The 13,524-nt window shown below is 70.8% G+C and carries 10 protein-coding genes and 2 pseudogenes; 4 read left to right on the top strand and 8 right to left on the bottom strand.

What is annotated here, in order from left to right:
* The first annotated feature begins 5 nt into the window (after positions 1-5).
* Positions 6-1,031, top strand: a complete 1,026-nt coding sequence (meaB, locus tag ACXKR8_RS08785) for a methylmalonyl Co-A mutase-associated GTPase MeaB (protein ID WP_458272331.1) — start codon at positions 6-8, stop codon at positions 1,029-1,031.
* Here the strand turns inward: meaB and ACXKR8_RS08780 are convergent.
* The 5 genes from ACXKR8_RS08780 to ACXKR8_RS08760 all read right to left on the bottom strand — a co-directional run bounded on the left by ACXKR8_RS08780 (position 1,019) and on the right by ACXKR8_RS08760 (position 5,681).
* The gene (locus tag ACXKR8_RS08780; RefSeq protein ID WP_458272330.1) at positions 1,019-1,255 is read right to left on the bottom strand and encodes a DUF2277 domain-containing protein; all 237 of its coding nucleotides are present in this window, start codon (positions 1,253-1,255) and stop codon (positions 1,019-1,021) included. The two genes, meaB and ACXKR8_RS08780, sit on opposite strands and share 13 nt — an antisense overlap.
* Before the next feature lie 69 nt (positions 1,256-1,324).
* On the bottom strand, positions 1,325-3,004 hold the full coding sequence (locus tag ACXKR8_RS08775; RefSeq protein ID WP_458272329.1) for a beta-propeller fold lactonase family protein: 1,680 nt from the start codon (positions 3,002-3,004) through the stop codon (positions 1,325-1,327).
* A 150-nt stretch (positions 3,005-3,154) separates the two neighbouring features.
* On the bottom strand, positions 3,155-3,811 hold the full coding sequence (locus ACXKR8_RS08770) for a TetR/AcrR family transcriptional regulator (protein WP_458272328.1): 657 nt from the start codon (positions 3,809-3,811) through the stop codon (positions 3,155-3,157).
* 85 nt (positions 3,812-3,896) lie between these two features.
* Positions 3,897-5,375 (bottom strand): MFS transporter, encoded by a 1,479-nt coding sequence (locus ACXKR8_RS08765; protein ID WP_458272327.1) that lies wholly within the window; start codon positions 5,373-5,375, stop codon positions 3,897-3,899.
* Between the two features lie 174 nt (positions 5,376-5,549).
* A complete protein-coding gene (locus ACXKR8_RS08760; protein ID WP_458272326.1) occupies positions 5,550-5,681 on the bottom strand; it encodes a hypothetical protein in 132 nt (43 codons plus the stop codon).
* Between the two features lie 120 nt (positions 5,682-5,801).
* On the opposite strand from ACXKR8_RS08760, the gene ACXKR8_RS08755 reads away from it, so the two are divergent.
* Positions 5,802-6,302: a hypothetical protein gene (locus ACXKR8_RS08755; RefSeq protein ID WP_458272325.1), complete on the top strand. Its 501-nt coding sequence runs from the start codon at positions 5,802-5,804 to the stop codon at positions 6,300-6,302.
* A gap of 56 nt (positions 6,303-6,358) precedes the next feature.
* Here ACXKR8_RS08755 and ACXKR8_RS08750 read toward each other — a convergent pair whose 3' ends face one another.
* The gene (locus ACXKR8_RS08750; RefSeq protein WP_462100418.1) at positions 6,359-7,057 is read right to left on the bottom strand and encodes a hypothetical protein; all 699 of its coding nucleotides are present in this window, start codon (positions 7,055-7,057) and stop codon (positions 6,359-6,361) included.
* Between the two features lie 135 nt (positions 7,058-7,192).
* Between ACXKR8_RS08750 and ACXKR8_RS08745 the strand changes: the two are divergent.
* Both ACXKR8_RS08745 and ACXKR8_RS08740 read left to right on the top strand, forming a co-directional pair.
* Positions 7,193-8,712 (top strand): annotated as a pseudogene (locus tag ACXKR8_RS08745) (MFS transporter).
* Between the two features lie 209 nt (positions 8,713-8,921).
* Positions 8,922-9,284 carry a DUF3040 domain-containing protein gene (locus tag ACXKR8_RS08740; protein WP_458272322.1) on the top strand — a complete coding sequence of 121 codons (363 nt, stop codon included), beginning with the start codon at positions 8,922-8,924 and terminating at the stop codon, positions 9,282-9,284.
* A 306-nt stretch (positions 9,285-9,590) separates the two neighbouring features.
* Here the strand turns inward: ACXKR8_RS08740 and ACXKR8_RS08735 are convergent.
* Both ACXKR8_RS08735 and ACXKR8_RS08730 read right to left on the bottom strand, forming a co-directional pair.
* A pseudogene (locus tag ACXKR8_RS08735) lies at positions 9,591-9,851 on the bottom strand (type B 50S ribosomal protein L31); the annotation flags it as partial.
* Positions 9,852-9,971: 120 nt separating this feature from the next.
* Positions 9,972-13,325 carry a discoidin domain-containing protein gene (locus ACXKR8_RS08730; protein WP_458272321.1) on the bottom strand — a complete coding sequence of 1,118 codons (3,354 nt, stop codon included), beginning with the start codon at positions 13,323-13,325 and terminating at the stop codon, positions 9,972-9,974.
* Positions 13,326-13,524 lie beyond the last annotated feature (199 nt).

The following is a 13,524-nucleotide window of genomic DNA, read 5'->3' as shown; positions in this document are numbered from 1 at the left end:
AACGGATGCCCGCCCGCCCCATCGACCTGGACGCCTACGTCAAGGGAGTGCTCGACGGCTCGCGCGCCTACATCGCGCGGGCCGTCACCCTGGTCGAGTCGACCAGGGCCGACCACCGCGAGCTGGCCCAGCGGCTGCTGGTCGCCCTGCTGCCGCACTCCGGCAACGCGGTAAGGGTCGGCATCAGCGGGGTGCCCGGTGTCGGCAAGTCGACCTTCATCGACGCGCTCGGCACTCTGCTCACCGCCCGCGGCCACCGGGTCGCGGTGCTCGCCGTCGACCCCTCCTCCACCCGCACCGGCGGCTCCATCCTGGGTGACAAGACCCGGATGGAGCGGCTGGCGGTGGATCCGCACGCCTTCGTCCGGCCCTCGCCCACCTCGGGCACACTCGGCGGCGTGGCCAGGGCCACCAGGGAGAGCATGGTGGTGATGGAGGCGGCCGGCTACGACGTGGTGCTGGTCGAGACCGTCGGCGTGGGGCAGTCGGAGACCGCGGTCGCGCAGATGGTCGACACCTTCCTGCTGCTCACCCTGGCCAGGACCGGCGACCAGCTGCAGGGCATCAAGAAGGGCGTGCTGGAGCTGGCCGACCTGGTCGCGGTCAACAAGGCGGACGGCGAACACGCCCTGGCCGCCCGCTCGGCGGCCCGCGAACTCGCGGGCGCGCTAAGGCTGATGCAGACCGCCGACGCCGCCTGGACGCCCCCGGTGCTGACCTGCAGCGGACGCGACGGCACCGACCTGGACCTGCTGTGGGAACGGATCGAGCAGCACCGGGAGATCCTGGACGGCCTGGGGCTGCTCGCCGCCCGGCGCAGCGAGCAGCAGGTCGACTGGACCTGGGCCATGGTCCGCGACCAGCTGCTCACCCGGCTGCACGAGCACCCGGTGGTCCGCCGGATCACCCCTGACCTGGAACACCAGGTCAGGGACGGCCGGCTGACCGCCACCCTGGCCGCCGAACGCATCCTGGCGGCGTTCGGCGAGGCCGACGGTTCAGGCAGGCACAGCGGGGCTCAGGAGCCCTGAGCCCCGCTGTGGGTCGGCGCGCCGCGGACGACCAGGCTGTCCAGCAGCTGCTTGGTCGCCGCGGCCACGGCCTCGACGGCCTCGTCGAAGGCGTCCTTGTTGTGTGCCGCGGGCGCCCGGAACCCGGACACCTTGCGCACGTACTGCAGGGCGGCGGCCCTGATGTCCTCGTCCTCGACCTCGGGGGTCACCGGCGGCCGCAGGGTCTTGATGCTTCTGCACATACCTACCAGTGTGCACGCCGCCCGGGGTCGGGACGGGGTCGGGACGAGGCCGTCAGCTGATCAGCAGGATCAGCAGGTGATGATCGCCGTGGTGACGATGGTGCAGGTGTGCGCGGCGCTGTCGTTCGCGGGGACCAGGTCCACCGGGCTGCTGCTGGTGCGGGTGAGGGTGACGGTCCAGGGCAGGCCGACGGTGATGGTGCCGAAGGTCGTCGTGAGATGCCGGGTGGTGCTCGCGCCGACCGCCAGACCGGCCGCGGTGCAGTGGAAGCCGCCGCCGGAGACGGTGCAGTCGGAGGAGCTCAGGGCCGCCCCGAGCAGGCTGCCGGAGGAGCTGAAGGCGGCCGAGGTCAGCGCCGAGGGTCCGTGGTTGGTGATGGTCAGGGTGTAGTTGATCTTCCCGCTGAGCAGCCCGGGCACGGGGGTGGCGGTCAGGGTGATGCCCACGTCGGCGGCGGTGTAGCTGAAGTGGTCGGCGCCGCTGATGGCGCTGGTGCCGTCGGCGGTGGTGGCCCGGACGTCCACGGTGTCCGGGGCGGTGCCGGCCGGGGAGGTGGCGGTGCAGGAGGTCGCGCTGCACGACACGGCGGTGGCGCTGTGGCTGCCGAAGCTGATGGTGGCGCCGCTGAGGTGGCTGCCGGTGATCGTCACCACGGTGCCGCCGGCGGGCGGACCCGAGCTGGGGCTGACCGCGGTCACCACCGGGACCGGGGGCGGCAGGACGCCGTCAGGCGTGAGGTCGTAGGGGTGGCTGCCGGTGCTGACCGTGCTGGTCACGGCCTGGGCGGCGGTGTCGACCACGGAGACGGCGGAGTCGTTGTAGTCGGCGACATAGGCATGCGCCCCGGTGGAGTCGAAGACCACCGCGACCGGGTTGGCGCCGACGCCGATGGTCGCGGTGACCGCACTGGTGGCGGTGCTGACCACTGAGATGGCGTTGTCGCCCTGGTCGGTGACATAGAGCTGGGATCCGTCCGGGCTGACGGCCAGGCCCTGCGGGATGGAGCCGACCCCGATGGTGCCGATCACCGCGGCCGCCGAGGTGTCGATCACCGAGACCGAGTTGGAGCCCTGGTTGGCGACGTACAGCCTGGTCCCGGCCGGGTTGGTCTTGAGTACCACGGGTGAGGAACCGACCCCGATGGTGGCACTGACCGTGTTGGTCACGGTGCTGATCACCGAGACCGAGTTGGAGCCGGAGTTGCTCACATAGACGCTGGCCCCGTCCGGGCTCACCGACACCCGGAAGGGGTTGCCGCCCACGGTGATCGGGCTGCCGGTGACGGTGTCGGTGGCGGTGTCGATCACCGAGACCGTGTTGCCCGACTCATTGGTGACATAGACCCTGGACCCGTCCGGGGTGACCGCGAGACCGAAGGAGTGGGTGAACCCGGCGACGGTGTCGATCACCGTGTTGGTCGCGGTGTCGATCACCGAGACGGTGCCGTCGCCGGTGTCGGCGACGTAGACCCGGGAGTGCGCGGCGTTCTCGGCGACCCCGGAGGGGTTCCTGCCGACCGGGATCGTGGCGGTCACGGTGTTGGTCGCGGGATCGATCGCGGTGACCGTGTTCGACCCCGAGTCGGCGGTGTAGACCGAGGGTGAGGGGCCGTCGGCGGCCTGTGCGGCGGGGGCGGTTAAGGCCGCCAGCCCGGTCAGTGCCAGCGCCGTGGCCGAGGCCAGGGCGGCGAACCGGTGTCGCTTGCGGGTACGTGGGTGCGGCGAGCGGTACGGAGCGGCTGAAGGCATGCGGGGTCCCCTCCCGAGGTGCCGTGGCGCTGCGGTCGGAACCCGGCGGGTCCTCGTACCCGCACCGACGCGGCCAGGTCCGGGCCCAGGATGCCCGTTCGCACGGACATGCCGCCGGAAAACGGTGGAATCGGTACGCCGGGCTACGGTTCAGGCGGAGGCGCCGCCGATCCGGGCCAGTTCGTCGGCGGTGAGCGAGGGGCGGCTGCTGGGGGCGGTGGGGGAGCGGAAGCCGGCCAGGTGGATGTCCAGGTAGCGTTCCCAGGCCGCCGGGGCGACCGCGCCGGTGGACGCCACCAGGCCGCGCAGGCTGTAGACGGTCGACATGACATCGCCGAGGGTGATGTCCGCTCGGACCTGGCCGTGCTGCTGGGCCTGGGTGAGCAGCGCGCCGATCAGGGAGCGGAGGTGCGCGGCGCAGGCCGCCTTGGTGTGGGCGATGAGCTTGTCGGCGTAGCCCCGGTGCTCGTCGAAGGAGCGGCCGAGGACCCGCAGGAAGTTCTCCAGGCCTGCGCCCGCGCCCGCGCCTCCGCCCTCGTCCTTGGCCAGCTCCAGTTCGGCGGCCGTGATGAGCTCGGTCAGGATCAGCCGGACCAGCTCGTCGATCAGCGCCTCCTTGTTGGGGAAGCGCCGGTAGACCGTGCCCACCCCGACCCCCGCCCTGGCCGCGATGAGCTCCATGCTGGCGTCGGTGCCGAACTCGGACAGCACGTCGCGGGCGGCGTCGACGACCAGCTGGTGGTTGCGTACCGCGTCGCGGCGCAGCGGCCGTGCGTCGCTGCCTGCGTCCGCGTGCTGTACGGCCATCGTCGCTCCAGGTCAGAGGTCACCGGGGGGTGAGGGACGGGGATGGGGACGGGGTGGGGAAGGGGTGTGGACTTGGCTGGAAAGCCTACTCGGGCTTGTCGCCGATCAGGGTGCCGCCGGCGACCAGGCCCAGCTCCGCGTGCTCCGGCTCGTCCGCCGGCAGTGAGCCGCCGACCGCGCGCGAGCGTCCGGAGGCGGGGATGAGCAGGGCGGCGACGGCGGCGACGCCGAGCGCCACGGCGAGCATCGCGAAGCCGTTGGTGTAGCCGGCCTCGACCGGCAGCCCGCTGGGGGCGGCCTTGGCGGTGACGATGCTGGTCATCAGGGCCGCGCCGATGGAACCGCCGATGGTGCGGATGTTGGCGTTCATCCCGCTGGCGACGCCGGTCTGGGCCGGCGGCACCGCCCCGACGATCAGGCTGGACATGGCCGCGAAGGCCAGGCCGAGGCCGATGCCGAAGATCGCTGTGGCGACGTACAGCTCCCACTGCTGGCCGTGCGCGAAGGCGAGCATCGCCATCGCGGCGGCGCTGATCAGGCAGCCGATCAGGACCACGCTCTTGGCGCCGATCCGGCGGGCGAAGCCGCCCGCGGCCATGCCGATGAAGAACATGGTGACGGTGGACGGCAGCAGGATCAGCCCGGACTGGGTGATGCTGGCGCCGAAGCCGTATCCCGCGGAGGACGGGGTCTGCACGAACTCGGGCAGGAAGGCGAACACCGAGTACATGCCGACACCGACCAGCAGCGCGACCACATTGTTGGTCCACACGGCACGGAGCCGCATCATCGTCATGTCGATCAGCGGGGTGGCCGAGCGCCGCTCGACCTCGACCCAGCCGACCGCGAGCACGACGGCCAGCACCAGCAGGCCGATCACCTTGCCGGAGCCCCAGCCCCAGACCGGGGCCTGGCTCAGTGCCAGCAGCAGCGCGACCAGCCAGGCGGAGAGCAGCACGGCGGGCTGCCAGCTGATCCTTCCGGGGGTGCGCACCGGGGATTCGGGGATGAAGAGGGCGGCGGCGATCGCGGCGGCGATGGTCAGGATCATCGGCAGCCAGAACAGCCAGTGGTAGTCCAGGGCGTTGACGATCGGTCCGGCGAGGACGACGCCGAGCCCGCCGCCGACCGCGGTCAGCGAGGCGATGGTGCCGATCGCGCCGTTCAGCTTCTCGCGCGGGAACTCGTCCCTGATGATGCCGAAGGCGAGCGGCAGCACACCGCCGCCGACGCCCTGGATCACCCGGGCGACGATCATCACGGTGACATTGGTGGCGAGGGCGGCCAGCAGCGAGCCGACCGCCAGGGCTATCAGCGTCGCGACGAAGACCCGCTCCTTGCCGATCATGTCGCCGATCCGGCCCATGATCGGAGTGAAGATCGAGGCCGAGAGCAGATAGGCGGTGAGGACCCAGGTGACCGTGTTCTGGGTGGTGTGCAGACTGGCCTGGATGGTCGGCAGCACAGGCGTGACCAGGGACTGCAGCAGCGCGTACGCGGCGACGCCCGCCGCGAGGACGGCGAAGGTCACCTGGTGATGCGTGCGTCGGGTATCGGACGCCATGGAACTCCCTCGATCTCGATCAGTGCGGGCGCGAGCCAAACGGAATGGTCATTCCGATGCCATGATCGGAGACTACGTCATCGGAATGACCATTCCGTTTCATCTGGCACTTATGAACCCCATATGCGACGCACATCACAATCAGCTGGCCTGCTCGAGTGTCGATCGTGCGTTTCAGGCGGGTGCGTCGGGGGTCTTCTCCCATGGCGCCTGCGGCAGGATCTCGCCGGTCTCCAGCAGCGACTTGAGCCGGACGATGTCAGGGCGGCTCGAGCAGCTGGCGATGATCCTCACGGGCGTGCACATGCCGTCGATACCACCGTCGCCCGTACCCTTCCGGTCGCTTAGCGGCACGGCTTCGACCACGCTTCCGTGAAAGCTACTGATCTTGATCACTTTGGGTGGCCGCTGGGGCATCCTGGTGCGATGGATGATGCCGAGGCGAAGTGGCAGCTGTGGTTGTCCGGGCTCTCTCCCACTGAACAGGCCGCAGCAGAGGCGCTCCGAACCCAGTTCGACGTCCTCGGTGCAACCGATGCGTTGGAGTGGACGAGATCGGACATCGAAGAGAACCATCCGCAACTGGCGCGCTACGTACTGCTCCGTTCCCTGTGGCGTGATTCGATCGACAGCTGGGGCGGTCGGGAAGCCTTGGAGCAAGTCGCGGCGGCTCGGCGACTGCTGGATGCGGGGGCGGACAGGGATGACCTGGTACGTCTGGCAAGGACTGTTGCCTACGAAGCCGTCTTCGCTACGGTCGATCAGCTTGATTGCGGTGCCGATGGAGAGGCGTCCGGCACCGAGGCTGGTTGGGTGGTCATGGAGTCCGGTGAGAACGGGGCCCCCACCGGCCGACTCCTCTCGGGTCTCCATGAGGACCTGCTGATGATGGATCCGAGTGGTGACGGTGCGGACCTCTGGGAATGAGCGGCGTGGTGCCGGCGAACAGGCGAACATGCTCAGCCGGGTACACGTGGAAGCGCTCAGGCTTCGGGTTTTGAGGCGGGCGTGCGCCTGCTCATCGTCAGGCCGACCAGGGCAGTCGTAGTGCCTCGATCTCGGCGTCGTTCAGCAGCGCTTTCGATGAGGGCTGGGGGTCCGGCGACCTTGGTGGCCCACAGGTCGTAGTCGGTGCACAGTACCCATGAGCGGTCCTTGGCCCAGAGGTTGGACGGGCTGAAGTCGACCTCGGGATTGTCGTACAAGGTCTCGGCATCACCGAGGCGCCCCGCACGCACGTGGAGCTTGTCGAAGTTCGTGGCCCCGAGCAATAGCGGGCTGTAGTAGGCCAGGCATGGCGTGTCCGGACCTGCGGAACCGTACGCGGTGAGGATGCCGATCAGCCGGTTCCAGGTATCACGGTCCAGGCTCCCCTCGGTGGGCGGATTGATGCCGAGCGGCCAACTGCCCTTCTTCTTGGCCGAGGAGAAACAACGGTGGGAGGGCAGCAGCCCGTCGGGTACGACGGGGTCGCCGGTCCGTCGGGCGAGTTCGGCCCAGGGCAGCCGCTGCCAACCGCGGCCGGGGTGCTCGGCGCGGCCCAGGCCGCCTCCCGTGGCGATGGTCACAGCGTCGAGGTCGATGCCCGCAGTGATGTGGGGCTGGATGCTCCCGTCCGCCAGATGCGCCTGGTGATACTCGTGGTACGACAGGTTGTCCGGCCACGGTCCGTGCTCGTACATGGCGTTGAGCACCCATGCCGCGTCAGGGCAATGGTGGTGGGCGCGTCGTGGCCCAGTTCGATCAAGGCTAGGGAGACGACGAGACCGGAGCGGCTGTGGCGAGTACCGCTGCCGCGCGGACGGGCATGCTGATCAATGGTCGGGAGCATGGCCCGGCGGGCGGCAGCAGGGGAGCGCGGAGCGATGAGCGGCACAGCGGCGGACGACGCGGCGGCGGGCGACACAACCGCAGGCGGCGGGGTGGTGCTGGCGTCGGCGGCTGGGCGGTGGGTGTTGTTCACCACCGTGCTGGGGTCGGCGATGGCGATGATCGACGGGACCGCGGTGAATGTCGCGCTGCCGCACATCGGGGCGGATCTGCATGCCTCGCTGGCCGCGCTGCAGTGGTCGGTGAACGCCTATCTGCTGACCCTGGCCGGGCTGATCCTGCTCGGCGGCGCCCTCGGCGACCGCTACGGGCGGCGCCGGGTGTTCCTGATCGGGGTGGTCTGGTTCGCGCTGGCGTCGGCGGCCTGCGGGCTGGCGCCGGACGCCTGGGTACTGGTCGCGGCGCGGGCGCTGCAGGGGTCGGCGGGGCGCTGCTCACCCCCGGCTCGCTGGCGCTGATCCAGTCGGTGTTCCGGCACGAGGACCGGGCCGCGGCGGTGGGGCTGTGGTCCGGGCTCGGCGGGGTGGCCGGGGCGCTCGGGCCGCTGCTGGGCGGCTGGCTGGTGGGCGGGCCCGGCTGGCGCTGGGTGTTCCTGATCAATCTGCCGCTGGCCGTCGCGGTGGTGCTGGTCGGCCTGCGGCACGTCCCGGAGAACCGGGACGAGACCGCCACCGGACGCTTCGACATGACCGGGGCGGCGCTGGCCGCGCTGGCGCTGGGGGCGATCACGGCCGCGCTGACCAGCACCGCGAGCGGGTTGGGCTGGTCGGTCGGGGCGGCGGCGGTCGCGGTGCTGGCGGCGGGTGCGTTCGTGCTGGTGGAACGGCGGGCGCCGGTGCCGATGCTGCCGCTGGGGCTGTTCTCCTCGCGGCTGTTCACCGTGGTCAACCTGGTCACCGTGCTGATCTACGCGGCGATGGGCGGGGTGCTGTTCTTCCTGGTGCTGGAACTGCAGATCGCGGCCGGCTTCCCGCCGCTGCTGGCCGGTCTCGGCACCCTGCCGCTGACGCTGATCATGCTCACTCTGTCCCCGTCCGCCGCGCGGCTGGGCGACCGGATCGGCCCGCGGGTGCCGCTCACGGTCGGCCCGCTGCTGGCGGCCACCGGGATCCTGCTGATGCTGCGGATCGGCCCGACCGCCTCCTACCTGGCGGACGTGCTGCCGGCCGCGACCGTGCTGGGCTGCGGAATGACCCTGCTGGTCGCGCCGCTGACGGCGACCGCCCTGAACGCGGTGGAGGACCGCAGGGCCGGGATCGCCAGCGGCGTCAACAACGCGGCGGCCCGGATCGGCAGCCTGCTGGCGGTGGCGGCGCTGCCGGCCCTGGTCGGGCTCACCGGGGACCAGTACCGCTCCGCCGACGCGGTCGACGCGGCGTTCCGGGGAGCGGTCTGGATCTGCGCCGGACTGATGGTCGCCGCCGCGCTGCTCACCTGGTTCGAGATCCGCAAGCGGGGTGTGGCGGTTCCCGACCGGACGGCCCACGCGGTCGCACCGAAGCTCTGACACGACGGGCCGGGCCGAGTGGCGCTGGGCCCTTGCCTTGGATGCTGCGTACATGTCACGCTCGAAAGGCGTTCGATCCAAGTCGGGCGTGAGCGGCGCCCCGCCGACGCCCGGTGCGGGGCGCCGCCTCGGTGTATGGAAAGAAGTTGCCCGGGCAGTTGCTCCTCAGGGAAGCCTTACTGGGAAGTACGGACGAGGAGGTGGCAACGGTGGACGGATCCGCGTTGTCCTGGCGTGAGCAGCAGATCCTGGCCGGTATCGAGGAGCGGCTGCGGGCCGACGCGGAACTCGACCGGCGGATGCGGACGATGAGGCTGAACCGGCTCTGGCACGTCTGGAACGTGCTGCGCGCCGAGCAGGAGGTCCTGGTCCTGGCGCTGCTCGGCGCCGTCAGCGTGCTGCTCGTGGTCGGGATACCGGCGGTGCGGTTCACTCCGGTGCTGCTGATCGCCGGACTGATCCTGCTGGTCCTGGCCGGTGCGGCCGGCCTGTTCCGCCCGCTCTTCCTGTCCCTGAGCCGCCGCGGCCGGGCCGACCGGACGACGACCCGGTCCCTGGGCGAGCTGGCCTGACGGCCCGGCGACTCACTGTCGCCGGGCCGCTGCGGTGCTACTGCGATGCCGATGCACTGCTATGCCGATGCACTGCGATGCCGATGCCGAGGAGTCAGCTCAGGGGAGCTGCTTCTCGACCGCGATCCGGCCCTGCTCGGCCAGTTGGCGGCGGGCCCACTCCAGAGTCTTCGGGGTCACGTCCCGTCCGCTGGCCATGACCAGGTCCTCGGCCGAGACCTCCCCCTCCGCGCCGGTGTGCAGCAGCCGGTCGGGAGTGACCTCGTCCGGGGTGGGGGTGCGCACGGCGTCGCTGCCCTGGCCACTGCCTTCTCCCTGTCCGCTCCCGCCGCCGTAGCGCTGTTCGAACTTGGCGATCGCACCCTGCGGGTCCACCGCCCGGGCCCGCCCGGTGTGGAAGGGATGGCTTTCCGCAGAGATCTCCACGTCCACGACCGGGTAGGTGTTGCCGTCGTCCCACTCGATGGTCTGCTCGCTGGTGGCAGTGGACCGGGTGAGGAAGGCGTAGCCCGCGGACTTGTCGCGGAAGACCACGGGAGTGTACTCGGGGTGCTTGTCCTGTCGCATGCGTGCTCCTTCTGTCCTGGCGCCTGGGCGTCTTCCACGTATATCCCAAGGCCGCGCTTCACGCCTGCCCTGCGCACGCCGGGCCACTCGGGAAGATCCCGAGCGACCCGGCACGAGGTGCTATTTCTTGCTGGGCGTGGTGGTCCAGACGAAGGTGGCGCTGCCCGAGGCGCCGGCGGTGTTCCTGGCGGTGACCGTGACGGTGTAGCTGCCGGTGGTCGTGGCCGAGCCCGAGATCAGGCCGGTGGAGCTGATGGCCAGACCGGCGGGCAGGCCGGTGGCGCCGTAGGTGATGCCCGCTGCCGAGGTGCCTGCGGCGGGCTGGGCGAAGGCCCAGCTGACCGGGGCGCCGACCGGGCTGCTCATCCCGTGCGGGTTGGCCACGGTGAGCTGGGCGGCGCCGCTGGTCGCGGCGTCGGTGTCGGCCGTGGCCTTGGCGGTCATCGCGGTGGCCACGGTGAGGTTGCCGGTGAGCGGGAGGTTGCGGGAGGAGTCGCCGACCAGGATCTGGTAGCTGCCCGCCGCGGTGGTCCAGTTGCTGCTCGCGGTGTTCCAGTACGCCAGGTCGTGCGCCGACACCGTGAAGGTCACGGTCTTGGCCTGGCCCGGGGTGAGGCTGACCCGCTGGAAGTTGCGCAGCTGGTGCACGGGTTCCCCGGTGGAGGCGGGGTCGCCCACATAGAGCTGCACCACGTCCGTGCCGGCCTTGGCGCCGGTGTCGGTGACGGTCGCGGTGACCGTGGCGTTGCCGCCGTTCAGCGCGCCGACCTGGAGGTTGCTGAAGGCATAGCTGGTGTAGGACAGGCCGAAGCCGAACGGGAACATCGGGGTGATGTTCTTGGCGTCGTACCAGCGGTAGCCGACGTCCAGGCCCTCGGAGTAGGTGATCTGGTTGTTGACGCCGGGCCACTGCGCCGGGGTGTTGGCCGGCACGTCGGCCAGGCTGTTGGGGAAGGTGACCGGCAGCTTGCCGGACGGGTTGACGTCGCCGAAGATCAGCGCGGCCATCGCGGTGCCGATCTGCTGGCCGGAGTAGAAGCCCTCGAACACGCCCGCGACCTGGTTCAGCCAGGGCATCGAGACGGCCGAGTTGTTGTTGAGGACCACGATGGTGTGGGGGTTGGCCGCGACCGCGTCCTCGATCAGCTGGTTCTGGGTGCCCGGCAGGTCCAGGGTGGTCGTGTCGTGCTCCTCGTTGCCGTAGTTGTCGCTGGCGAAGACGATGGCCACGTCCGAGCTGCGGGCCAGGTTGGTGGCCGCGGTGAGGTCGGTGCCGTCGTTGTAGGTGACGGTGGTGCTGGTGCCGGCCACCCGGTTCTGCAGCCCGGTCAGCGGCCAGACCGTCCCCGAGCTGGTGACGGTGGCGCTGCCGCCGCCGATGGACTGCACCCCGGCCCCGCCGTCCCAGCCGAGCACCGCGATGGAGTGGGTGGTGGCGGTGGACAGCGGCAGGATGCCGTTGTTCTTGAGCAGGACGGTGCCCTCCTCGGCGCCCTGCAGGGCGACCGCGTTGTGGGCGGCGGTGGTGACGGTCGCGGTGGGCGAGCCGCTGGGGGCCTTGTCGAACAGGCCGAAGGCGAAGAACTGGGTCAGCAGCCGGGTGACCATGGTGTCCAGGGTGGCCTGGCTGACCGTCCCGGCCTGGACCGCCTGCTTGAGGAAGTCGGCGAAGAAGTAGCCGTTGGGCATCTCCACGGTGAGCCCGGCGTTGGCCGACTCCACGGTGGAGTGGGTGCCGCCCCAGTCGCTGGTGACGAAGCCGCCGAAGCCGGCCTGCTGGTAGAGCGGGGTGTTCAGCAGGGCCGGGTTCTGGCAGGCGGGGACGCTGTTGACGTTGCTGTACGCGCACATCACCGCGGCTGTCGCGCCCTGGGTGACAGCGGTCTGGAAGGCCGGCAGGTAGAGCTCCTGCATGGTGCGGCTGTCCACCACCACGGTCCCGGCCGGGTTCTCGATGTTGTAGACCGCGGCGTGCTTGGCCTCGGCCATCACGCCCTGGCTCTGGATGCCCTTGATGTCGGCGGCGGCCATCTGCCCGGACAGATAGGGGTCCTCGCTGAAGCTCTCGAAGGCCCGGCCCCAGCGCGGGTCGCGGACGATGTTCAGGGTCGGGCCGAGGGCCACGGCCGCGCCCTTGCCGGCGAACTCGGCGCCGATGGCCGCGCCGTACTGCTGCTCCAGGGCGGTGTCGAAGGTGGCCGCGGAGAGGTTGCCGGAGGGCATCTGGGTGACCCCGCCCAGGCCGTCGCCCACGCCGGCCGGGCCGTCCTGCAGCCCGATGTCGGGGATGCAGAGCGAGGGGATGCCGGTGATGTTCCCGATGTACGGGGTGGCGTTGCCGTTGCCGTGCAGGATCGAGATCTTCTGGTCCAGCGTCATCTGCGCCATGACCTGGGCGACCCGGGTGGCGACCGGCGCGGTGGAGCCCACCCAGGGGCAGTTGCCGTTGCCGCCGCCGGGCGGGTTGGTGCTCGGCGGCGCCGAGGTCGGCGGGGTGGTGGCGCCGCCGAGGGTGTGCACGGTCAGCTCCCACAGCGAGTCGCCCCACTGGGTGCCGCGGGCGGTGGCGTAGAGGCGCAGGTAGCGCCCGGTGCCGGAGACGGTGACGGTCTGCGTGCCGCCGGTGCCGGTGGCGGTCGTGTAGAAGTTGCTCCAGGTGGTGCCGTCGGTGGAGAGCTGGATCTGGAAGCCGGACGCGTAGGCGGTCTCCCAGTTCAGCACCACCTGGCAGACCGGCAGCGAGCTGCCGAGGTCGATCTGCAGCCACTGCGGGTCGGCGGCGGCGCTGGACCAGCGGGTGCCGGTGTTGCCGTCGACCGCGGCGGAGGCCGGGAAGGTCGCGTTCTCGGTGGAGGAGGCGGTGGCCGGGCGGTTCAGCGCGGCGTTGGCGGTGCCGCAGCTGCCGGGCGGCTGGGTGGTCGGCGGCGGCGTGGTCGGGCCGCCGGTGCCGCCGGTGCCGTAGACCTGGAACTCGTAGAGCGAGTAGCCGTAGGGGGTGGCCCGGGCCGTCCCGTACATCCGGACGTAGCGGCCGGTGCCGGTGACATTGAGGGTCTGCGTGCCGCCGGCGCCGGTGGTGGTGGAGTAGATCGAGGTCCAGGCGGTCCCGTCCGGGGAGGTCTGGATCTGGAACGCGGTGCCGTACGCGGCCTCCCAGGTCAGCACCACCTGGCTGATCGAGGCGGAGGCGCCGAGGTCGACCTGGAGCCACTGCGGGTCGCTGAAGGCCGAGGACCAGCGGGTGGTGGTGTCGCCGTCCACGGCGGCGGAGGCGGGGGTGCCGACGGCCTGGGTGGAGGACGCGGTGGCCGGCTTGCCCTGCGACAGCAGCGTGCCTGCTGCGTGCGCGGGTGAGCCGGTGAGGGCCAGCAGCAGGGCCGCGACCAGGGTGGCCGCGAGGGCCATCGCAAGCGCGGCCCGGCCGTGCTGACGCCTGGTCAGCGGGCTTGTGGGGGTGGAGGGTTGGACTGGCATGCAAGTCCCCTGTCGGAAGGTGCCAGTGGCGTGAGAGCGCTCTCACGGGTGTGACTCGAAGGTTCCGACCTTGTAAACACCATGTCAAGCAGATGGACGGGTTCCGGAACTCGTCAGCCTTTGGCTGTCCATTGTCAGCTGCACAACCGTAAAAAATTGAACATGTGTGCAACCTAATGTGTCTCCAGAGCGTCAAGGA

The organism is Streptacidiphilus sp. PAMC 29251 (assembly GCF_054208735.2).
This window is presented reverse-complemented; position numbering and strand designations above follow the sequence as displayed.